General features: G+C 56.1%; 17 protein-coding genes. 10 read left to right on the top strand and 7 right to left on the bottom strand.

Going from position 1 to position 22,072, the window contains the following annotated elements:
• Window positions 1–110 precede the first annotated feature (110 nt).
• Genes GOB83_RS08955 through GOB83_RS08945 form a run of 3 tightly spaced genes read left to right on the top strand, consistent with a single transcriptional unit; the run spans window position 111 to window position 3,878 of the window.
• Window positions 111–1,589, top strand: coding sequence for an aldehyde dehydrogenase family protein (locus tag GOB83_RS08955; protein ID WP_165925808.1), 1,479 nt, complete (start codon window positions 111–113; stop codon window positions 1,587–1,589).
• 6 nt (window positions 1,590–1,595) lie between these two features.
• Entirely contained in the window at window positions 1,596–2,765 is a 1,170-nt protein-coding gene (locus GOB83_RS08950; protein ID WP_165925807.1) for an amidohydrolase, read from the top strand.
• A 45-nt stretch (window positions 2,766–2,810) separates the two neighbouring features.
• Window positions 2,811–3,878, top strand: coding sequence for a tartrate dehydrogenase (locus GOB83_RS08945; RefSeq protein WP_095349874.1), 1,068 nt, complete (start codon window positions 2,811–2,813; stop codon window positions 3,876–3,878).
• A 68-nt stretch (window positions 3,879–3,946) separates the two neighbouring features.
• On the opposite strand, the gene GOB83_RS08940 is transcribed toward GOB83_RS08945, so the two are convergent.
• From GOB83_RS08940 to GOB83_RS08925, 4 genes are all read right to left on the bottom strand, one after another.
• Window positions 3,947–4,837, bottom strand: coding sequence for a delta(1)-pyrroline-2-carboxylate reductase family protein (locus tag GOB83_RS08940; RefSeq protein WP_165925806.1), 891 nt, complete (start codon window positions 4,835–4,837; stop codon window positions 3,947–3,949).
• Window positions 4,838–4,888: 51 nt separating this feature from the next.
• Complete coding sequence (locus GOB83_RS08935; protein WP_086646799.1) at window positions 4,889–6,511, bottom strand: ABC-F family ATP-binding cassette domain-containing protein; 1,623 nt, start codon at window positions 6,509–6,511, stop codon at window positions 4,889–4,891.
• Between the two features lie 237 nt (window positions 6,512–6,748).
• Window positions 6,749–7,561, bottom strand: a complete 813-nt coding sequence (locus GOB83_RS08930; protein WP_165925805.1) for a family 1 encapsulin nanocompartment shell protein — start codon at window positions 7,559–7,561, stop codon at window positions 6,749–6,751.
• 11 nt (window positions 7,562–7,572) lie between these two features.
• Complete coding sequence (locus GOB83_RS08925; RefSeq protein ID WP_242005801.1) at window positions 7,573–8,589, bottom strand: Dyp-type peroxidase; 1,017 nt, start codon at window positions 8,587–8,589, stop codon at window positions 7,573–7,575.
• A 386-nt stretch (window positions 8,590–8,975) separates the two neighbouring features.
• On the opposite strand from GOB83_RS08925, the gene GOB83_RS08920 reads away from it, so the two are divergent.
• A complete protein-coding gene (locus GOB83_RS08920; RefSeq protein WP_165925804.1) occupies window positions 8,976–11,390 on the top strand; it encodes a recombinase in 2,415 nt (804 codons plus the stop codon).
• Between the two features lie 71 nt (window positions 11,391–11,461).
• Here the strand turns inward: GOB83_RS08920 and GOB83_RS08915 are convergent, their stop codons facing one another.
• On the bottom strand, window positions 11,462–11,959 hold the full coding sequence (locus tag GOB83_RS08915) for a lipocalin-like domain-containing protein (RefSeq protein ID WP_095349880.1): 498 nt from the start codon (window positions 11,957–11,959) through the stop codon (window positions 11,462–11,464).
• Between the two features lie 198 nt (window positions 11,960–12,157).
• Between GOB83_RS08915 and GOB83_RS08910 the strand changes: the two genes are divergently transcribed.
• On the top strand, window positions 12,158–13,069 hold the full coding sequence (locus GOB83_RS08910) for a LysR family transcriptional regulator (protein ID WP_086646794.1): 912 nt from the start codon (window positions 12,158–12,160) through the stop codon (window positions 13,067–13,069).
• A gap of 9 nt (window positions 13,070–13,078) precedes the next feature.
• Here GOB83_RS08910 and GOB83_RS08905 read toward each other — a convergent pair whose 3' ends face one another.
• The gene (locus tag GOB83_RS08905) at window positions 13,079–14,002 is read right to left on the bottom strand and encodes a LysR family transcriptional regulator (RefSeq protein ID WP_086646793.1); all 924 of its coding nucleotides are present in this window, start codon (window positions 14,000–14,002) and stop codon (window positions 13,079–13,081) included.
• A gap of 119 nt (window positions 14,003–14,121) precedes the next feature.
• On the opposite strand from GOB83_RS08905, the gene GOB83_RS08900 reads away from it, so the two are divergent.
• The 4 genes from GOB83_RS08900 to GOB83_RS08885 are packed head-to-tail and all read left to right on the top strand — an operon-like array spanning window position 14,122 to window position 19,121.
• Window positions 14,122–15,759, top strand: coding sequence for an MFS transporter (locus GOB83_RS08900; protein ID WP_165925803.1), 1,638 nt, complete (start codon window positions 14,122–14,124; stop codon window positions 15,757–15,759).
• 16 nt (window positions 15,760–15,775) lie between these two features.
• On the top strand, window positions 15,776–16,852 hold the full coding sequence (locus GOB83_RS08895; protein WP_165925802.1) for an HlyD family secretion protein: 1,077 nt from the start codon (window positions 15,776–15,778) through the stop codon (window positions 16,850–16,852).
• A 4-nt stretch (window positions 16,853–16,856) separates the two neighbouring features.
• Window positions 16,857–18,380 carry an efflux transporter outer membrane subunit gene (locus GOB83_RS08890; RefSeq protein WP_165925801.1) on the top strand — a complete coding sequence of 508 codons (1,524 nt, stop codon included), beginning with the start codon at window positions 16,857–16,859 and terminating at the stop codon, window positions 18,378–18,380.
• 9 nt (window positions 18,381–18,389) lie between these two features.
• On the top strand, window positions 18,390–19,121 hold the full coding sequence (locus GOB83_RS08885) for a pirin family protein (RefSeq protein ID WP_165925800.1): 732 nt from the start codon (window positions 18,390–18,392) through the stop codon (window positions 19,119–19,121).
• A 21-nt stretch (window positions 19,122–19,142) separates the two neighbouring features.
• Here the strand turns inward: GOB83_RS08885 and GOB83_RS08880 are convergent, their stop codons facing one another.
• Entirely contained in the window at window positions 19,143–20,885 is a 1,743-nt protein-coding gene (locus tag GOB83_RS08880) for a Na+/H+ antiporter (RefSeq protein WP_165925799.1), read from the bottom strand.
• 483 nt (window positions 20,886–21,368) lie between these two features.
• Here GOB83_RS08880 and sodC point away from each other — a divergent pair, with 483 nt between their 5' ends.
• On the top strand, window positions 21,369–21,893 hold the full coding sequence (gene sodC, locus GOB83_RS08875; protein ID WP_165925798.1) for a superoxide dismutase[Cu-Zn]: 525 nt from the start codon (window positions 21,369–21,371) through the stop codon (window positions 21,891–21,893).
• The last annotated feature ends 179 nt before the right edge of the window (window positions 21,894–22,072 follow it).

The following is a 22,072-nucleotide window of genomic DNA, read 5'->3' as shown; positions in this document are numbered from 1 at the left end:
TGCCATTCACCCCGTTTTAGTATTTGCGCCAACAGTATGGATAAGAAAAACTACGATACCGCAATGACCTGAATGGCGTTTGCAACAGCCACAGTGCAGGGGAGTAGAGCGTGAACAATCTTGGTTTTCGTCCAGAAGATGTAGCGCTGCCCGTTGGGCATTTTCTGGCAGGCAAGCTTGTGCCCGGTGGGGCGGATATTGCCGTAACCAGCCCAGGGAATGGCCGCATTCTGGCACATCTGCCAGAAGCCGGGGCTGATCTGGTGGACGAGGCCGCACAAACTGCTGCCCGTGTGCAGCGCCAGAGTGGGTGGGCAAGCTGTGCTCCACGCGAGCGTGCAAAAGTTCTGCGTCGCTGGGCTGATCTGGTCGAGCGCAACGCCATGGAACTGGCCCGGCTGGAAACAGTCTGCTCCACCCGCCCCATTGCCCAGACAGTTGGGTGGGATATTCCTTTCCTTGCTGAAGGTATAAGGTTTTTTGCAGAGTATTGTGATAAGGTTGGCGGAGACGTAGCCGCAACAGCCACTAATCTTTTGGGCATGACCGTGTATGAGCCCTACGGCGTTACCGGGGCCATTGCGCCGTGGAACTTTCCGCTGGTTATGGCAAGCTGGAAAGTGGTGCCAGCTCTTGCCGCGGGGAATGGCACGGTGCTCAAGCCATCTGAAATGACGCCGTTTTCAGTAGTCAGGCTGGCCGAACTGGCAGTTGAGGCCGGGTTGCCCGCAGGGTTGTTCAATGTTGTGCAAGGCACGGGCCTTGCAACGGGGGAGGCCATTTGCAGGCATCCGGTTATTGGCAAACTCAGTTTTACCGGGTCCACCCGCACGGGTATTGCTGTCATGAAAGCCGCTGCTGAAAGCGGGCCAAAACCGGTTACGCTGGAACTGGGCGGGAAAAGCCCGCAACTGGTGTTTGATGATATTCCGAGTGTGGATGATGTGGCGGACCGCATTTTTCGCGCCTTTACGGGCAATGCCGGGCAGGTGTGTGTAACCGGCTCCCGCCTTATTGTGCAGCGTGGTGTGGCCGAACCCCTGATTGCAGCACTTGTTGCACGGTGCGGGCAAGTAAAGGCATTAGCCCCGTGGGATGAAAACGCTGCGTATTCCCCCATTATTTCAGAACCACAGGCAAACCGTATTCTCGCACTGGTGCAAGGGAGTGTGCATGCAGGTGCGCAGGAACTGGTGGCCTGCAAACGTATGGATACGAATACCGGTGGCGTTTTCCTCTCCCCCGGTATGGTAATGGTTCAGAATGCAGAATGCCCCTTGTGGCAGGAGGAGGTCTTTGGCCCCGTTCTGGCCATACAGGTGTTTGATGAGGATGATCAGGCATTTGCGCTGGCTGAACACCCTGTTTATGGGCTGGCAGCCGGTGTACATACTGCCTCCCTGCCCAGAGCCATGCGCGCCATTCGTACGCTCAAGGCTGGCACGGTATGGGTTAACCGTTATGGCCGTTCTTCAGACTTTGTTATTCCAACTGGCGGGTTTGGCGGTTCCGGCATTGGCAAAGACCTCGGCAGGCAGGCGTTTGAAGCTAATCTGAGGCTTAAAAGCGTGCTGATGGCGGCGGAGTAAACAGTTATGGAACCATTGACTGTTGATGTGGCTTTTCTGGCTGAACTACGCAGGGATTTGCATGCGCACCCCGAACTCAGGTTTGAGGAGCACAGAACATCTGCTCTTGTTGTCGAGTATCTGCAAAATCTGGGTTACGCGCCCCATACCGGCCTTGCCGGAACAGGGGTTGTCGCCACGCTGGATACGGGGATTGCAGGCCCCGCCATTATGCTGCGCGCCGATATGGATGCCCTGCCAGTAAGCGAGGCAGGGCAAGCGCCGTGGGCATCCTGCACACCCGGGGTTATGCATGCCTGTGGGCATGATGGGCACACCGCCATGCTGCTTGGTGCTGCGGCACTGCTTAAAGCAGACCCACCGCCATGCGGCCGGGTACACTTTGTTTTCCAGCCTGCGGAAGAGGGCGGGGCTGGTGCACAGGTTATGATAGATGAAGGTCTGTTTGGTCTGTTCCCAACGGATTACTGTTTTGGCCTGCATAACTGGCCGGGGCTGGAAGCCGGGCGCATGGGGGTTCGTTCTGGCCCGATTATGGCGGGTGGCTGGCGCTTTGCAATCCAGATTACAGGCAAGGGGTCCCACGCGGCCCAGCCACATCTGGGCACAGACCCGCTGACCATTGGGGCAGCATTGGTGCAGGAGGCCCAGTTACTGGTGGCCCGCCGCACGAACCCCACCATTCCTGCCGTGGTGTCCTTTTGTGTTTTTGATGCAGGAACAACGGATAACATATTGCCAGAAACAGCCCGGTTGGCAGGCACCTTGCGTGCTCTGGACCCGGTGGTGCTTGATGAACTCAAGGATGGGCTGCAACGCCTGTGCAGTGGGCTACAGGTGGCCCATGGTGTGACCATACAGGTTAATTTTCATCAGCCTTACCCCGTTACGGTTAACGAGCACCATGCAACCCAGTTTGCACGCAAAGCCATGCGTGCACTGGAAGCACAAATGGGTGGCCCAATGCCGGATATGGATATTACCCCCAGTCTGGCCTCCGAGGATTTTGGCTTCATGCTGCAGAAGAAGCCTGGAGCCTATGCCATGATCGGGAATGGGGAGTCTCATAAACTCCATTCTCCTGATTATGATTTTGACGATTCAATCATAACCAGAGGGGTGCGCTACTGGCACACTCTTGCCCATATATGTGCCGCGCAAGAGCATGCCCTCTGATTGAAAAAGACGTGTTTGTTCATCTGGTAATAAGGATAAAACCGCGTGAAGACTTATGAAATAGCCGTTATTCCGGGGGATGGTATTGGCACGGAAGTTATGCCGCAAGCCCTGAATGTTCTGGAGCGTGTGGCAGAAGTTTGCGATTTTGGAATAAAATTTCGCAATTATGACTGGAACTGCGAAACATGGCTGCGCACCGGGCAGATGATGCCAAAGGACGGTATTGACCAGCTCTCGCAAAGTGATTCCATTTTGCTGGGTGCTGTGGGCTTTCCATCTGTTCCAGACCATATTTCGCTTTGGGGGCTGCTTATTCCCATTCGGCGGGAGTTCCACCAGTATGTCAATTTGCGCCCGGTCCGGCTTTTGCCGGGTATCCCGTGCCCATTGGCCAATAAAAAACCCGGCGATATAGATTTCTGGATTGTGCGTGAAAACTGTGAAGGTGAATATTCCCAGATAGGTGGCGTGTTTGGTGAAGGTACACCATCCGAAGGGGCTATGCAGACTGCGGTCTTCACCCGTTATGGCACAGACCGTATTCTCCGTTACGCGTTTGAATATGCCCGTAAACTAGGGCGGTTGCATGTAACGTCCGCCACCAAATCCAATGGTCTGTTCCATTCCATGCCCTACTGGGATTCCCGGTTTGAAGCGATTGGCAAAGAGTATCCGGATGTGCGGATGGACCAGTACCATATTGATATTCTGGCCGCGCGGTTTGTCATGTCTCCTGAACGGTTTGATGTGGTTGTTGGCAGTAATCTGTTCGGGGATATTCTGTCTGATCTGGGGCCGGGCATTACAGGCACAATTGCTGTTGCTCCCTCGGCCAATATTAACCCAGAACGGGCTTACCCCTCCATGTTTGAACCAGTTCACGGCTCCGCACCCGATATTGCAGGCCGCTTTATTGCCAACCCCGTAGGGCAGATATGGGCTGCGGCCATGATGCTGGAGCATCTGGGCGAGCCAGAAGCTGCAGGGCTGGTGATGCAGGCAATTGAAAAAACGTTGGAAAATCCGGCAACACCCCGCACCCCAGATATGGGCGGCACAGCGGGCACGCGTGAACTTGGCGCTGCCATTGTGCAGAATATTCCTGCGTAAAGACAATACTCCCTACAGTTCATGGCCTCGTGTAAGAGGGCATGGACTGTGGGGACACTCAGGCTGGGTTAGTGCGGCACAACGCGGCAGGCAGCCAGATCCCACGCGGCACATCCAACGGACTTGAAAAAAACAGCCCGCTCCAAAGAGGGGGGAGTATGGAGTGCCGAAGCAAGAGAGCGCACGTTCGCCCAGTCCATGCCAGCCTGAAGCAGATCCCCTGCTTCGCTAGGTGCGCCTATTGGGTCATCAACATAAAGCTGGCTTGCGTGTACAGTGCGCGGTCCAACTTCGATCATATCTGGCCGAAAAGCACCAACGCCAATAATCAGGCTTTCTGGAACTGGTTGTTCATTGTACAGGCACTCCCTGCTTGGTGTCACAGTGATAATGACATCAAACCGGGTATCCTGTGGGGCTGCCGGGCGCAGGTCGAGAGGCAGGGCCTGATGCCGTTCGCAAAAATCTTTTGCCCGTTCGGGGGTTCGACCGCGTACAAAGACTGTTGTCTGGGGGTGTAGGCTGGCCAAGGCTGCACAATGGGCACTTGCCTGTGCACCTGTGCCAATAATCAGCACTTTACGGACAGGTTTGCGGGCTAGCAGGCGTATGCCCAGCATGCTTATGCCTGCGGTGCGGCGCATGGTTACTGTTGGGCCATCGAGCGAGAATAGGAGCTCGCCCGTTTTTGCATCCGCACAGGTTACCTGCCCCTGAATGGTCGGGCGTGATGTGCCAGCGTTATCGGGGCATATGGTCAAAAGCTTGGTGACCAGAATATCCGGGCTTGCACAAGGCATGGCCATGAGCAGGCCAGTCCCGCCCGGCGCACCAATAACCGTGCGCTCCGGGCAGGTTATGGCACCATTGGCGTAGTCCTGCACCGCAACAGCCAGCGCATCAACCAGACTGGCAAAGGGCAGGCATTCTGCGGTCTGGGCTGCGGAATAGTGCTTCATATCCGAATGGCCTTTCAAACCTTAATCGGTTGCCGGGTTCTGCTGGTGTTTCTACTCATGCAGTCCCGGTGCTTCCCGTCCGGTTCGGGCGACATATTCAGTATATCCCCCATCATAGCGGTGCAGGCCATCTGGAGTGAGCTCCAGCACACGGTTGGAAAGGGCTGCCAGAAAATGCCGGTCATGCGAGACAAAGAGCATGGTGCCATCATAATCCGCCAGTGCGGCAATCAGCATTTCCTTTGTGGCAATATCCAGATGGTTGGTTGGTTCGTCGAGCACCAGAAAGTTCGGCGGGTCATACAGCATCAACGCCATGACCAGCCGGGCTTTTTCACCCCCCGAGAGCACCTTGCAGCTTTTGTCCACGTCATCACCGGAAAAGCCGAACCCGCCAGCAACCGTGCGCAAAGCCCCTTGATTGGCCAGAGGGAAGGTATCGCACAATGTTTCAAACACCGTGCGCTCGCCGTCCAGCAGGTCCATGGCATGCTGGGCAAAGTAGCCCATTTTAACACTGCCACCCAGCGTAACAGTGCCTGCATCGGGCTCGGTGGTGCCTGTTACCAGCTTGAGCAGGGTGGATTTGCCCGCACCATTTACGCCCAGCACACAGCAGCGTTCCTGCCGCCGGATTAACAGGTCCAGACCTTTATAGATAACGCGCGAGCCGTAGCTTTTATCCACGCCACGCAGGTTGACCACGGAATCACCCGAGCGGGGCGCCTGCGGGAATGTAAAAGACAAAGCCTGTCGGCGCTTTGGTGGTTCCACCCGATCAATTTTATCCAGCTTTTTAACCCGGCTCTGCACCTGTGCTGCATGGGATGCACGTGCCTTGAACCGTTCAATAAACGCGACTTCCTTGGCCAGCATGGCCTGCTGCCGGTCAAACTGGGCCTGCTGGTGCTTTTCATTCAGGGCGCGCTGTTGTTCGTAGAACTCGTAATCGCCTGAAAAACTGGTCAGGGCGCCCCCATCAATTTCGATCACCTTGTTGATGATCCGGTTCATGAACGCCCGGTCATGTGATGTCATGAGCAAAGCGCCATCATAACCTGCCAAGAACTGCTCCAGCCAGATCAGGCTTTCGAGGTCCAGATGGTTGCTTGGTTCATCCAGCAGCATCACGTCGGGCTTCATCAGGAGAATACGGGCAAGTGCGACACGCATTTTCCAGCCACCGGACAGGAGTGCTACGTCTCCGTCCATCATTTCCTGGCTAAAGCCCAGCCCATGCAGCACTTCACGCGCGCGGCCATCCAGTGCGTAGCCTCCGAGCTCTTCAAAGCGGGCCTGAACCTCGCCAAACTGCTCCAATATGGTATCCAGCTCGTCAAAGCGCTCGGGGTCAGCCAGAGCGGTTTCCAGTCTGGCAAGTTCTGCTCCCACTTCGGCTACGGGGCCAGCACCATCCATGACCTCGGCAACCGCGCTGCGGCCTGCCATCTCCCCTACGTCCTGATTGAAAAAGCCGATGGTAATGCCCCGGTCGGTCAGCACATGCCCTTCGTCCGGTTCCTCCTGCCCCGTAATCAGGCGGAAAAGCGTGGTCTTGCCCGCACCATTGGGGCCAACCAGTCCGATTTTTTCGCCCTTTTGCAAGGCAGCAGACGCCTCGATAAAGATCACACGGTGACCATTATGTTTACTGATATTGTCGAGACGGATCATGGAACCTCAGGAAAAACGCGCATATGGGGGAACAGCAAAGCAGTCTTATCGCGTAACACCGGGACTTCGTAAACTGCTGCGGGCATTAAGTTTTGCGCAGGCCACGCTTTGAGCGTGGGCTGACATGCGCACAAAAAAGGCGGCATGGCCCGGTGGGGCGTTCTGGTTGCTCCCGTACCGGGCATATGCCGCCTTTATCAGCCTACCTGACGGGCAGACAGGCTGCGGGGAACGCTGTTAAGCAGAGGCCGTAGAATGATCCAGAGTAACCGTTGCCTCGCTGGTCAGCACGCGAAACATAAAGCTTTCCTGCAGGTAGAGTTCCACGGTTTCTGCCGTATGGCTCAGATAGCCAATGGAGAGATCCTGCCCGATATCAAGCACAAAATCCCCACCACGCATGGAGACGACAAAAGCGCCTTCAAGTGCAGGTGCCCAGATGATTTTGCCGTCAATCATGCTCTCAATATGCTTGCGAACGGGATAGCCATCATCATCCCCGCTGCTAACCGCCAGATGCGCCTGCGCACCCAGCACAACCGAATAGGGGCCATTGACGCCAGCAAGGCGCAGGGTGTTCAGGGCCTCTGCAATGGCGTGGGGGTAGTCCTTGGCCTGTGGCGGCAGTTTGAGGTGGGGGTTGGAAGTGCCCTTACGCAGCCCACAAATACCAGCGGCTTCAAAGCCATCGAATATGGCGTGGTCTTCGGCAAAAGCAATTTTTTGCGCGGCGTCCTTGACGGTCTGCCAGTCTGAATCCAGAGCGCCGCGTTCCACGGCATCAATTTCTTCACGGGATAGAGTGAAGGGAACGCGCAGTTCAACCAATGGCAGCACTTCGCGCTGGGTGGCCAGAACACCGGTATCCGAGGTGTCGATTTTTTTGCCACGCCCGGTTCCAACGCCTGCAAAAGCGGTGCCTTTGGGGTCTGGTGTATCTACCACACGGCGGCCAGCCAGATGGCGGCGGATAGTGCGGGTGGCTTCCTCCTCAATCTGGGACCAGGCTTCGGCGGAAATGGGGGCAAGGTGTTTGTGCAGGTTGTTCATGTCTGGCGTCCTTAATTCTTGAGTGATCCAATGCCGAGGGAACCGTCTTGCTTGTCACGCGGTGGAAGCTGAGGGGCGGGGGAGGCGGGTTGAGCCGGTCCTTCCATATCCGGGGCAGCGTCCAGAAATTCGCAGGTAGGCGTAAAGAACAGCGAACCGGTGACTGCGGTGCTCACGTCCAGCAGTCTGTCATAATTGCCCGGTGGTTTGCCGATAAACATGTTCTGGAGCATCTGCTCCGTTCGGGCCGGGGAGCGGGCATAACCAATAAAGTATGTGCCAAACTCCCCTTTACCTACGGTGCCAAATGGCATGTTTTCACGCACGATCTGGAGTTGCTCACCGTTCTCTTCAATGTTGGTGAGAACATTATGGGCGTAGCTGGGCTTTGCGGCTTCGGGCAGTTCTATATCCGATACCTTTTTGCGACCAATAATGTGCTCCTGCACCTCGGTGGGAATAGCATCCCATTTTTTGATGTCGTGCAGGTATTTTTGCACAATCACGTAGCTTCCCCCTGCAAAAGCGGGATCTTCTTCACCAATGATTGTAGCATTCGTGGCAACCTGACCAGAAGGGTTTTCCGTGCCGTCCACAAAGCCGAGCAGGTCGCGGGCATCAAAATATTTAAAACCGTGGACTTCATCCACAACGCTTGCAGCACCTTCCAGCCGGGCCACAAGTGCTGCTGCCAGTTCAAAGCAGAGATCCATCTGGGTTGCACGGATATGAAAAAGCAGGTCCCCCGGCGTTGCTGGCGCATGGTGCACGCCATTGATCTCACGGAAGGGGTGGAGTTCTTTGGGGCGTGGTGCACCAAAAAGCTGGTCCCATGCCTGTGACCCAATTCCGGTTACGCAACTCAGCTTGCCATCTGGAATCCGAAAGCCAATTCCTCGCACAAGAGACGAAATATCCCCCAGAAGGTCCAGAACCTGCGGGTTGACCGAAGTATCGCTATCAAGGGTCAGAACCAGAAAAACTGCGGCCTGAGTCAGTTTTGGATCAACAAGTTGAGGTGTGGACAACGGACACAAGCTCCCAGCAGAAACGCACACGGTAACAACGCCAAGCAGCATAAGCCCATAAGGCGGGATGGCAAGATACAAGACGTATCATGCCCTGTAGCAGGAGCATTGCTGGCATTGCGCCCGACGCATGAGCCACTCTTGTTATAAGCGGAGGAGCCATAAAGGATGAGTCGCACCTCCCCTTAAATATTTAGAATGCGCCGCATTCGCAAAAAATAAAGCGGAAGGCTAGGAGAAGTCCGGCCTTTGTTGCAAAGCCGGGGTTTTGTGCGGAATTTTGTACGTGCCAAATACCAGATATGGTGCAATCATCATCAACAAGACACAACATGAACGATTTTTGGCCGATTTTCTGCGGCTGGGCGAGATGATGGAGTCAATCAATGAACGGGCATTTTTTACACGCGAGCACTCTGGCCGCGCGACCTGTGGCAGCGCCGCGCTACCCGTTTGAAGAGGCTTTTGGCCTGCGCCCGGCACCGGCCCGTGCACTTGACCGGGGCATGGGGGAGGCGGTCGGGCGGCGGACTGTCTTCCGTCCATCGGATCATGAAAGTTTTGGGACAGTGGCCAGCAGAGTAGCCGCAGGCAACACGGGCCTGCTTGCCTGTGTGGATGAGAGGGAAACCCAGCAACTCCGCAATGCCATTGCCACCGGTGCGTTGCTGACATCCGGCAGGCACCTTCAGCACGGGGATGAGGATCAACCGGGCCGCAATATGGAAGTGTTTACCAATTGCGCGACGGCTATCTGCTCCTTTGCCAAGTTCTACCTGCTGCTAAATGGCTCGGGGGTAGGCCGTGCGTATGATGATGAACTCTGCATTGTAGATTGGGCACAGGCCCCAGACCTGCATTTTGTGCTGGGGAAAGATCATCCAGATTACCCGCATGACCGGGCAGGATTGCTCCATTTTGGGCTGGAAATGCAGATATTGCCCTGGGGCACACTGCTGGATGCGTTTGATTCCGATATGGAAGCGCAGGTTAGCAGTTTTTTAAACCAGTTTGTTCACACCTCCATGCCAGCACAGCCCAATGCGCTTGTGCATGTTATAGAAGATAGCCGCGAAGGATGGGCCAAAGCGGTCGAAATGATCGAAGCCATGGCCTTTCAGGGCGCGGAAGGACGCTCTCTGGTGCTGGACTTCAGCCGCATTCGCTGCGCGGGTAGCCCTATTGCCGGCATGCAGGGGCGGCCGGCCTCGGGCCCGATCTCGCTCCTGCGTGGGCTGTTGAATGTGCGCATGCATGTGATTGAACCCGCACGTAGCAACGGCATGCCCAAATGGGAGCAGGCGCTACGTGTGGACCACTACCTATCTGTTGAGGTGCAGGTAGGTGGTGCTCGCCGTGCTGCGCGTATGGCCACCAAATCCTGGCGGGATACGGAAGTCCTCCGTTTTATTCGCGCCAAGGAGGAAGGGGGGCTATGGACAGCCAACCATTCGGTCATGGTGGATCAGGAATTCTGGCAGTGTGTGAATGACCCAGCGCAGGTCGGGCCGCTTGCCGAGCATGCAAGAGCAGTGTTTGCGGAAGCAACCCGTTGTGCATGGATTAATGGTGAGCCCGGTTTTATTAACGGCGATAAACTGGAAGATAATCGCACGGGCAGTGCCCGCCGTAAGCCCGTGCATACGGATGGCAGGGATTTCCGCTCGTCGCGTTATCAGGCAACGCATGCTGCGGCATTACTGGCAGAGCTGGCGGGTTGCGCGGCCGAAGCACATTTTCCGGTTACGACCAACCCGTGTGGTGAAATTACGCTCCACGTAACGGGTGGCTACTGCGTTATTGGAGATTTTGCGCCGCTGCTGGCATGCCCTGTGCCTCTGGAGGACGTCACCCCGGGCGATCTGTCGCTTGAATTGGCACAGGCGTGGGATGCGCGAGTAAGGGATTCCGTAAGGCTGGGCGTTCGTTTTCTGCTGCGGGCAAACCGGATGGATGCCTTGTATGCGCAGGAAGTAGCCCGCACAAATCGCATAGGTATTGGCCCCACCGGGCTGCATGAATGGGCATGGCTACGGTTTGGCCTCGGTTTTAAAGACATGCTGGACGAAAAACGGGCAGCGTCTTTCTGGAAGGCGGTGCACCAGCTTTCCTGCATCGCCAAAGCTGAGGCAAACGCCTATGCGCAGGATATGGGCGCAGAATGCCCGGTTACAGTGACCACAGTCAAACCCGCTGGCACAACCTCCAAGCTGTTCGGTCTGACCGAAGGGGCACACCTGCCAGCCAGACGGCAGTATTTGCGCTGGGTACAGTTTAAAGGCGTGCGGCGTGAAGATGGTGTGTGGGAAAACGGTACGGACCCGCTTTTGTCTACCTACGAGGCAAAAGGCTACCCTGTTCGGTCGTTACGGAGTTTCCACGGCATGAGCATTGTCGGATTTCCTACAGTGCCTCTTATCCAGCGGCTGGGTATGGGTGAAAAGGTCCTGACTGCGCCGGAAGCCACACCGGAGGAACAGTTTCGCTGGCTGGAACTTTTGGAAAAATACTGGATTGGTGCAGAGCAGGGGAATCAGGTTTCCTACACGCTCAAAATTTATACGGATCGCCATGATCTGGCAAATTTCCGTGCCATGGTCGCCAAATACCAGCCGGGGGTTAGGTGCTGCGCCGTACTGCCAAGCCGTGCGGATTCAGACCTTGGCTACGAATATCTGCCGGAAGAGGAAGTTTCCGCAGGTCGGTTTGCAGCCATTACCGCAGGGATTGCGGATGAAAAGGTGCGTGAGGTTGTAGACTGGGCGCATCTACAATGCGCCAGTGGCGTATGCCCGGTCTGACCGGATAAAGCTGCCATATACACACCTTACCTAAAGTACGGTGTGTATATGGGGTGTCCTGCGTGGCGGGTTTACGCGTTACCCGCCCGGCGGAAGCGGATAATGCTGCGCGACAGCCGCCCAGCCGCCCAGTTAGGCATTTTACGCCATGGGGTGACAACATCCGCATATTCACCATTAAGGGTTACTGTTCTGCGCTGTTCGGTGCCAACCCATTCTGGTGCCCATGCGGTCTGCACGCTGGTAATCCACTGGTCACCTTCAACACGGTAGCGCCCGATATAGGCCACCAGTGTTTTCATCAACTGGGAGCGGTCGGCATCTGTTGTTGCGGCAAGGCGGTTGCTGCCTTCCAGGTTAAAAGCGACCCAGCCATCGGGGGTAAAGACAACACGGCCGCGGGGCGCTGGCCCCATTGCGTTGATGAAGTTGCCGGTTTCTTTCTCTTCCACCTTGTAGGACACGAGTTCCCATGTGCCGATAAGGTTCTGCCGCAGGGTATCTTCATGCGATGGGGCAGGAGCGTTATAATCTTCCTTGATCCGCTCGACGGTCGCTTGCATTGGCATTGTCTTATTCCGTTGCTATTTCGTATCGTCTGTCTGTTTTTTGACAGATGGGCAAAGGATGTTTTGCGCTTTACCTTGATGTTCTGAAGCGAATATGCCCCTCCTTTCACATCTTCGGTAGTGACAATTAAGGAAAAATAATATTACGCTAAACGCAAAACTGGGCGACCAGAGTGCGTTACCAAAGGAGCAGGCACCATGTCTTATGACGAAACCGGAGATCTACGTTTTTTCATAAGTCTGGTGGATGCAGGTAGTCTTTCCGCTGGAGCGCGCAGTCTGGGCACATCTCCGGCCGCGGTATCCCGCCGTCTGGCACGTCTGGAAATGCGGCTGGGCAGTACGCTGGTTATCCGGAATACGCGCCATTTTGGCCTGAGTGAGACGGGGCGTTTATACTATGAACGCGCACTGACCATTGTGGCTGATATTGACCAGTTGGAGGAGGAAATATCGTCCAGCACCAACGCGCCGCGTGGCACGTTGAGTATTGGCGCTCCGGTAGAACTGGGCCGCAGGCAGATTGCACCGTTTATTGAAGCCTTTAGCGCCAAGCACCCACGCCTGATGATCAATCTGGCCCTTGCGCCAGAAGGGAACTATGACTTTAACGATTATCTGGACGTTGTGCTCCGCCTTGGTCTGCCAGAAACACCGGGGGCGGTAGTGACCCGTCTGGCCTCCACAATGCGGGTATTATGTGCATCCCCCGCCTATATTGCACGCCATTCCATGCCGACCCATCCGCGCGATATTCCCAAGCATGATTGTTTATGCCTGCGCAAAAACAAAACCATGGCGTTGCTAAACAAGTGGGTTATCGGGAACGAGACGGAAACAGATGTGGTTATGGTGGAGCCACGCCTTTCCACCACCAACGCCGAGATCATTCATGACTGGGCACTCTCAGGGCAGGGGATTGCCTACAAACTGCTCTGCGACGTTTATCAGGACCTTGAAGAAGGCAAGCTGGTGCGTATTCTGCCGGACCTGCAGGGCGAAAAAATTGACCTCTATGCTGTTCTGCCAACACGGCAGCATACGCGGGCCAGCGTTAAGGCTTTTTTGAGCGATTTGCGGCCTTATATCCGCACGGCAGGTTTTTTGTAAAACTGCTGATTATTGCGTGTAAGCCCCCAGAACCTGCCGCGAAACACGGAACAGGGTTTCGCGCAGCCAGCGATGCACGGGGTCTGTATCCCGCCGTGGGTGCCATGCCTGAAAAGCATCAATACTGGGCAGGGATAACGGAAACTCGAATGTTGCCAGCCCCAGTGCCTTGAGCGAGATATGCTCCACAACAATACCGGGCAGGGGCAGAATAAGGTCAGAGCCCTTCATGCTCTCCACCATGCAATGGTAGTTGGGTACCACCATGGCTATGCGCCGGGTCAGCCCGAACTGGTTGCGCAAAATCCAGTCTATAGGGCCTTGCGCACGACCACGGCGGGACACGCTGATGTAATCATACAGCACCATGCTCTGGGGGGTAACGGGGGTTGCCAGAATGGGGTGGTCCTTGCGCACAACGCCGCGCATATGGTCGCGGAACAGGGTCTGGCGCCTGATTTCGGGCTTCATGACATCCGTTGCGCCAATATAAAGGTCAACGCGACCATGGCGGAGCGGGTCGGACGCGGGGTCATCAATCTCTGGTGCCCAGATCAGCTCGCAGCGTGGGCACTCCTTTTTCAGGGCCTGCAGAAGTGGCAGGGCAAGGGACGCCACAACCAGATCATTCGCGCGGATGGTAAAGGTGGGCGCCATGTTGGCCAGATTGGCCAGTGCGCGTGTTTCTATCAGGCTGTCGGCTGCGCGAACAAGCTCCTGCACCCTGTCCAGAATACCAGCAGCAAAAGCGGAAGCACTCATGCTACGGCCAGACTGGACCAGAATGGGGTCTGCAAAAGCGATGCGTAGCTTGGCCAGGTGGCGGCTCATGGCTGGTTCGCTCACCTCCAGCCGCCTTGCCGCAAGCGAGACGCTTTCCTCCTCGATAAGAACCTGTAGGAAGCGCAGCAGATCTAGGTCATAGCCTCTCATGGTTGCAAAAATAGACGTTATCTGGCGTAGGCACCACCATTTATCCTTCCAGAAAGTGGAATCGTTAGTTGCCGTGAATGGGGGTTGTTTGTGGCCTGCCGATCGGGAACATGCGGGGCATGACAAATGCCGCTTCTGCACCGGCGGCTGGTGCGCCTGTTATCCATGCGTCACCACCGCAGTTTTCCTATATTCCGCCATTTGGCCTGCGCACCGTTGTTGGGTGTCTGGGCATGCTGCTTGCCGTGCATGTTGCAGGTTTTAATGAGCATGTGACCGAAATCGGACTGTCCGACATTCGTGGGGCCATGCACATTGGCCATGATGAAGGCACGTGGGTCATTGCCATTTACGAGGCGTTCAACATCGCGGCCATGGCGTTTACGCCCTGGTTCTACATGACGTTCTCGATCTACCGGTTTTCCATTTTCATGACTGCGGTTCTGGCACTCCTGTCCATTCCCGCCCCCTTTATGCCGGATGTCACATCGCTTTGCATTCTTCGGGCGTTTCAGGGGTTATCCGCTGGCTGCCTGCCACCGGTGCTCATGACCGTGATGCTGAAGTACCTGCCACCCCAGATCCGTGTATTTGGCATTGGGGGCTACGCCATGAGTGCCACTTTTGGCCCCAATCTAGGCCTGCCGCTGGAGGCATTCTGGTTTGAGCATGTAGGCTGGCACTGGTTATACTGGGAGATCATACCCACAGCAGCGCTTGCCATTGCCATGATGGCCTATGGCTTGCCGCGGGATCCAATGCATTTTGAACGGTTTGAGAAGTTCAACTGGCTGGGTATTCTGGTCGGGCTGCCTGCCATATGCTCTCTGGTCATTGTGTTGTATCAGGGGGACAGGCTGGACTGGTTCCGCTCCCCCATCATCACCAATCTTACATTCTGGGGCGTGGCGGCTTTTATTGTCTTTGTGATCAACGAGGCTTTTCACCCCAGCCCGTATTTTAGAATTCAGTACTGGCGCTCACGCAATATTCAGGCATCCCTGCTATCGCTGGTTGGTATTCTGGCAATCTGTTCCATTATGGCGGAAATCCCGGCTACCTATCTGCAATCCGTGCGGGGGTACAGACCCATACAAACGGCACCGGTATCTCTGGTTGTGGCTCTGCCTCAACTGGTCATGCTGCCGCTGATCGCCTGGGTCTGTAATAACCGCAAGGTGGACTGCCGCTTTGTGCTGGCAGGCGGCATGCTGTGCCTTGCCGGTTCCGCCTGGTTAGGCACGTGGCTGACGGTCGACTGGGTGCGGGACAATTTTTACCTGCTCCAGATACTTCAGGTATTTGGCCAGCCCATGACCGTTATTCCTACCCTTATGCTGGCAACAATGGCCATGGGGCCAGCCGATGGGCCATTTATTTCCGGTATGGTGAACATGCTCAAAGGGTTGGCCAATGCGGTCGCATTTGCCCTTTTTTCCGCCGCCACCCGCAGGCGGGAGCAATACCATTCCACCATGCTGCTAGACCACCACGGCACGCACCAACTGGCGTTGCAGGGTATGGGTAATCCAATTGAGCAGCAACTGGGCGGCACATCGGCTGATGGTGCGCATGTGGCCTGGAACGGGTTGCAGGTTTTCCACACCTTTGTGCACGAACAGTCGCTCGTTCTGGCTTTGACCGACCTGTATTATGCGCTGATCTGGGTCTGCCTTGCGTATGCCGCCATGAATCTTGTTCTACCGCACCGCGTGTATCCACCGCGTGCACCTTCCCCCAACACTCCTGCCCGTTAAACCGGAATAACAGACCATGATTTACAAAAAACCTCTGCTTTATGCCGGATGCGCTGCCGGTGTGCTTGCCCTTGCCGCATGGGGGGGCGCGCGTCTGGTTAATGGGGATGGCGTTAACCAGTATACAAATGATGCGTATGTTACGGCTGATTTTACAACCGTAGCCCCCAAGGTTGCGGGCCGCATAGACCGCGTCATTGCTCAAGACAACGAGCGTGTGCACGCAGGTGAGGAACTTGCGCATATAGAGGATGATGATTACCGCGCAGCTCTGGACGTTGCCAAAGGCAATGTGCTGGCAGCTGAAGGCGATGTTGCAAACCTGAGCGCGGAACTGACCCGGCAGGACGCTCTTATAGCACAAGCCCGCGCAGCTGTTCTGGCAGATCAGGCCGACCTGATATTCGCGCGCCAGAACACCACACGCTATCGCAACCTTTCATCCGGTGGGGCCGGCACCATTGAGCAGAAGCAGTCTTCTGAGGCGCATGAAAAAGAAGCACTGGCCGCCATAACCCGTGATCAGGCCGGGGTGGACGCGGCTATCCGTCAGGTTGCCGTGCTTCAGGCGCAGCTTGAACACGCCAAGGGTGTTCTGTTGCATGCGCAAGGCGCTGCCAAACAGGCTGAACTTGATCTGTCCTACTGCTCCATTCCCGCACCAGTGGATGGTGTAGTGGGGGAGAGAGGTGTTCGGGTTGGGGCTTATGTGCATCCGGGCACGGGCATTCTGGCTGTGGTGCCTACACAGGCCGCTTATGTGCTTGCCAATTTTCAGGAAACCCAGCTCACCAATGTTCAGGCGGGCCAGCAGGCAACAGTCTGGGTGGATACGTTCCCCGGCCAGCCACTTAAGGCCCATGTGGATTCACTGGCCCCCGCCACTGGCATCGCTTTTGCTCCCATTCAGCCAGATAACGCCACGGGTAACTTTACCAAGGTTGTCCAGCGTATTCCGGTCAAGCTGACGTTTGACCCCGGCCAGCCCATGGCGGCCAAGGTCCGGGTTGGTATGTCTGTGGAAGTGAATATTGATACGGCTTCCAAACCCGAAGGGGCGCATGCGCATGATGCACGCTATATCTGGCAGTAATGGCATGAGGCACCTATTACTGGCTGGTTTTTCGGCCCTCGTTCTTGCTGGCTGTACTGTGGGGCCGGATTATCACAAGCCCAAGGTCAGCGCGCCAGCCACGTGGCGGTCAACGCAGTCCCCAGCACAAAGCCGGATCAGCACGGCATCGACCGACCCGGCCTGGTGGACCCTTTTTAAAGATCCTGCCCTGTCACAGTTGGAGCTGGAAGTTGCAGCGTCCAATCTGGACCTACAGGCGGCCAGTCTGCGGTTGATGCAAAGCCGGGCGGAGCGGCGCATTGCCAGTGCTGCCCAACTCCCCCACATGGAGGCCAATGCCTCCTACGCGCGGGAGCGGGCGAGCAGCAACGGTATTCTAGGGCTAATGGGCAACATGGAGCAGGCCGGGGCTGGGAGTATTGCCAATGGCACTCAGGGTTTTGGCCCCGCAGCACTACCGGGGAGTGTGGGCAACCCCTCTTTTAACCTTCCACAATACGGCATGAATGCCTCCTGGGAGGTAGATCTGTGGGGGCATGTGCGCCGGCAGGTGGAGGCGGCAACTGCTGCCGTGCATGCTACGGAAGAACTCCGGCGTGATATACTGGTCTCCCTTATGGCTGAAACAGCCCAAACCTACATAGACCTGCGTGCCACACAGGCGCAGATTGATATTCTGGACCACAACATTGGCATTGCCCGCCATAGTGTACAGCTGACCACCATGCGGCTGGAGCAGGGGGCAGCAACCCGGCTGGATGTGGCACAGGCTACGGGGCAGTTACACATGTTTGAATCCCGTGCAGCCCCGCTGCAGGCGCAGGCCACACATTTATTGAATAGTCTGAGCTTTCTGGTCGCGCGTGAACCCGGTGCCCTTGATGCCACATTGGGTAAGCCAGCGGCGGTGCCGCCAGTGCCTGATTCTGTGCCCGTAGGCCTGCCTTCGGAACTGGCGCAGCGGCGGCCGGATATCCGGATGGCGGCAGACCGGCTGCACGCAGCTACGGCTAGTATTGGCGTGGCTGTGGCCGACTTTTTCCCGCGTATTACTCTTTCTGGCAGTCTGGACGTGCAAGCCCTCCAGTTTAGTGGGCTCGGGTCATGGGCGTCCCGCCAGTATGGGTTTGGCCCAACTGCCACACTGCCTATTTTTGAAGGCGGGCGGCTGACCGGGCAACTCCACCTGCGCAAGGCGCAGCAGCAGGAAGCCTCCGTTTTATTCCAGCGCACGGTGCTTAAGGCCTGGCAGGAGATTGACGATGCCATGGCCAGCTTTACTGCCGCCCAGAAAAGGCGGGATGAACTGGCACAGGCCGTGCAACAGAACGAAATAGCCCTGAATGTTGCCCAGGCCCAGTATGTGCAGGGTGCCTCTGATTTTTTGAATGTGCTGAGCGCACAGAATGCCCTGCTGGCATCGCAAAGCGCGCTGGTTGAAGCCACCGCCCATGTGGCGGGGTCGGTTACACAGCTTTACCGTGCCATTGGAGGTGGCTGGGAAACACTGTACCCTGATGCCCAAGAAACCCCCAAACATGTGTGAGAACACGCCATGATAACCATCCGTCGGGCGGATAGTCTGGGTCTGGCCCATTCCGATACACTCACCCTGCGCTGCCATTTTGCTTTTGCGGATTATCTGGCACCACAGAACGAGCATGAGGGCAGGCTGAGGGCAATCAACCTTGGTACAATTCCGCCGCAAGGTCGCTACCATCTGGGCCCAGAAGCCAATGTAGATATTGTAACATGGCTGTGCTCGGGGGCATTGCAAACCAGTGCTGAAGGGTTCCCTACAGAAACCATACAGTCAGGCGGTCTGCATCTGCTTGGCACCGGGGCAGGGGTGTCAGGCATGGCGTGGCAGGCTGGGGCGGATGGAGCTTCCTTCATCCAGTTCTGGCTTCTGGCCGACACGGAAGGAGGCAGTCCCACGCAGGAGGCCCGGCCGGCTTTTCCAAAACTGGAAGATGGTGGTTTTAGAATAATTGCGTCAGGCTTCCCTGAAGATGACCCGGAAATGGCGGAGGTAATAGACGACGGCTCGCCTGTAACGCTGAGTGCACGCAGCAGATTATTGCATGCAGACATTCCGGCAGGGGAGGGTGCGGCTTACCAGACCACACAGGGCCGGGACCTGCATGTGCTGGTGGTTCGTGGTGCTATTACCCTGTGCGGTGCGGCTTTGGCAGCGGGGGATGGTGCAATGCTGAGCCAGACTGAACGTGCGGTTGTTATGGCGACACAGGAAGCCGTTGTGCTTTTAACCGATATTGCTGCCTGAATGTGGCGCACAAACCGGTATTCAGCCTGTATAAATGAGCGGGCTGCACATTTTGGGGCCGTCCGTGTAGTGCAGATGTCTTGGCAAGGCACGGGCACTGCCCGAAAGGGCTGTTTCTTCCAGATCAAGGTCATGGGTTAAAAGGCGTTCTATTTCGTCACTCACCTGTCCTTCCTGCCGCATACGCGCCAGAGCCTTGCGCTCTGTGCGGAGCAGGTGGAGGCGCAGGGCGGCTTCAAACCGTCGCCTTGCCAAAGCCGTATCCCGGTGCAGGGTATCAGGGCTCTGGTATTCCTCGGCCTTGAGTTTGTCATCGGGGGCATCTTCCAAAAGCCGTAGCCGGAAGCGGTATTCGGCTATCAAGGCTGCGGTTACTTCTGCGCGTTGCTGTGCAGTATTTTCATCCAGCTGCTTGGTAACAAGGGCGGACTGGCGCTCCACTTCCGCAATGGCTTCTAGTGCGAGCAGGCGCCGGGCTTCATCTGCCTCGCGGTTAACCGGGTCTCCGCCATCATGGCGAAGGGAGCGGCTTAGCGGGGGTAATACAAGTGCGGCGATCAGGAGAGATGTCATAATTACACCGGCGGCAAAAGTTACCAGCAGGTCCCGCATGGGGAATGCAGGCAAGCCATTTTCCGCAATGGGGAGGGAGAGGATACCCGCCAGTGTTACCGCTCCGCGCACACCGCCTATGGTCATGGCCGCTGTTTCCGTAACAGAAACTCTACCGGTTTTATGCCCTCGTAATTTTGCAATCAGGTAGCGCGTGCTGCTGATTAAAAATACCCAGACCAGACGGAGCAGAAGCAGCATGCTGGTCAGTAGGACAATGGTGCCAATCAAAGACCAAGTACTGTCCCCCGCTTGATTGGCAGTGCTAATTCCCTGTGCTGCAATATCTGGCAATTGCAGCCCAAGCAGCAAAAAGACCAGACCATTAAAAACAAAGGTAATCATTTCCCATACCGCACTGCCACGCAGGCGGGTGGCAGTCTGGGCTGAGCCGAATACCCTGCTCTGGTTAAGGCTTAACCCCGCACTGACCGCCGCAAGTATGCCTGATGCCTCCAGATGTTCCGCCAGCAGGTAAGCGGCAAAAGGCAGCAGGGTCATGAGTGTGATCTGTGTGGTGGGTTCGTCAAAACCATGGCGGGACAGAATGCGGTTAATAAAATTAAAGCCAAATGTCAGCGCCATGCCGATTAAAATGCCGCCCACCGCTACCAGCACAAACCCCAAAGACGCATGCATGACGGAAAAAGTGCCAGTCAGGCTGGCAGCCACGGCAAACTTGAAGCAGACAAGGCCGGAGGCATCATTCAGCAGGGCCTCTCCTTGCAGAATATGCAGGAACCGTCTGGGCACGTGCTCTTCATCAATCATACCGCCCACGGCTACGGCATCGGTGGGGGAGAGAATGGCAGCGAGCGCAAAGGCTGCAGCAAGGGGGACCATGGGAAGCAGCCAATGAATAAAATACCCGCCAATAATCGTGCTAAAAATAACCAGCCCGACAGCCAGAAGCAGGATCGGCCAGCGCAACTCACGAAAATTGTGCAACGGCATAAGGTACGCGTCTGAAAAAAGCAGAGGGGGAATAAAAAGCAGTAAAAAGGTTTCAGGCTCAAAATCGATGTGAAAGCCCAGAAGCGATGCCACAATACCACAGGCTATCAATAAAAGTGGGAGTGGCAGGCGCAGCAGCCGGGCAGCAGGCCCTGCTACTGCCGTTATCAGCAAAAGTAGAAGCACTACAGATGTCATATGCATTAATGTAACCCGACCTGCCTGATATTATTTTATGAACGATATTCTTGATAAAAATGCCGCCTGTTCATAAAGCCTGAACCATCACAGGGTTGCGCGGGAATAGTCAGAAAAACACCGAGTAGCAGGTTGCAGGCCGGTGGTATTGCAACCTGTGTTTTGGTGTCTGGTACCTATGGCATTTTCAAATTTTCGTCACCCACCTACTGGCTACAAACCCAATTTTTGCCCGGTATCCTAGGCTCGTTATGGGAACCTGCCGGAATGGTGTGCGTTTTTGTCAGGATTTTCATGGTCGCGCAGGCTGAGCCATGCCCGGGTGTGGATGTGGGAATGTTTTGCATCCTCAATCGGGCGTGGTGGATTGTTACGCGATGCACTAAGGTTTTCGGGTAGGCACGGATTAAACTCCCGTGATCAGTATTTTACGATGCGACAAGGGGCCTAGCCCCTCGTTTTTTAACTGAAAGGGTATGCGCCATGGTTCATTCAAAGCATTTGGTTCTTCTGGCCTGCACAATGGCTCTGCTGCCATCTCTGGCCCATGCGGCAGATACCGCTTCCGGCGCTCTGGTGGGCACGGATGGCGCAGCGCACGGTACTATTGCCATTACCGATGCCCCCAAAGGGGTTATATTGCGGGTAGAAGCAAAAGGGCTCACACCGGGCTGGCACGGCATGCACTTCCACGACAAGGGCGTATGCGAAGGGCCTAAATTTACAACGGCCGGGCCCCATGTGCATGCAACGGCGCCTGTTGTGCATGGTCTGCTTAACCCCACCGCGAACGATGCAGGTGATCTGCCCAACGTGTTTGTCGGGGCTGACGGCACAGCTACGGTAGAGGTATTCTCTCCTCTGGTCGCACTTAAAGCGGGCAAGGATAAGCCGGCCCTGCTGGATGCGGATGGTTCGTCACTGGTCATCCATGCCCACCCTGATGATTACCAGAGCCAGCCAATTGGTGGGGCAGGGGACCGGGTAGCCTGCGCGGTTATCAAATAAACCAAGGCGCTCTGGCATAACCCGGGCTTCTATCCTGTGCGTCATTCCACAAGGCCTGTGGGGTGGCGCACACGGCGCTTTAGAGTGCACGCGTATCTCCGCTCTTATGTATAAGGCGGGAAAAACCGGATTATGTGCATATATCCTGCTGAAGCCGGTTGTCTGATACCAGAGCGTGC

The sequence above is a fragment of the Acetobacter fabarum genome (assembly GCF_011516925.1).
In the GTDB taxonomy this organism is placed as follows: domain Bacteria; phylum Pseudomonadota; class Alphaproteobacteria; order Acetobacterales; family Acetobacteraceae; genus Acetobacter; species Acetobacter fabarum.
This window is presented reverse-complemented; position numbering and strand designations above follow the sequence as displayed.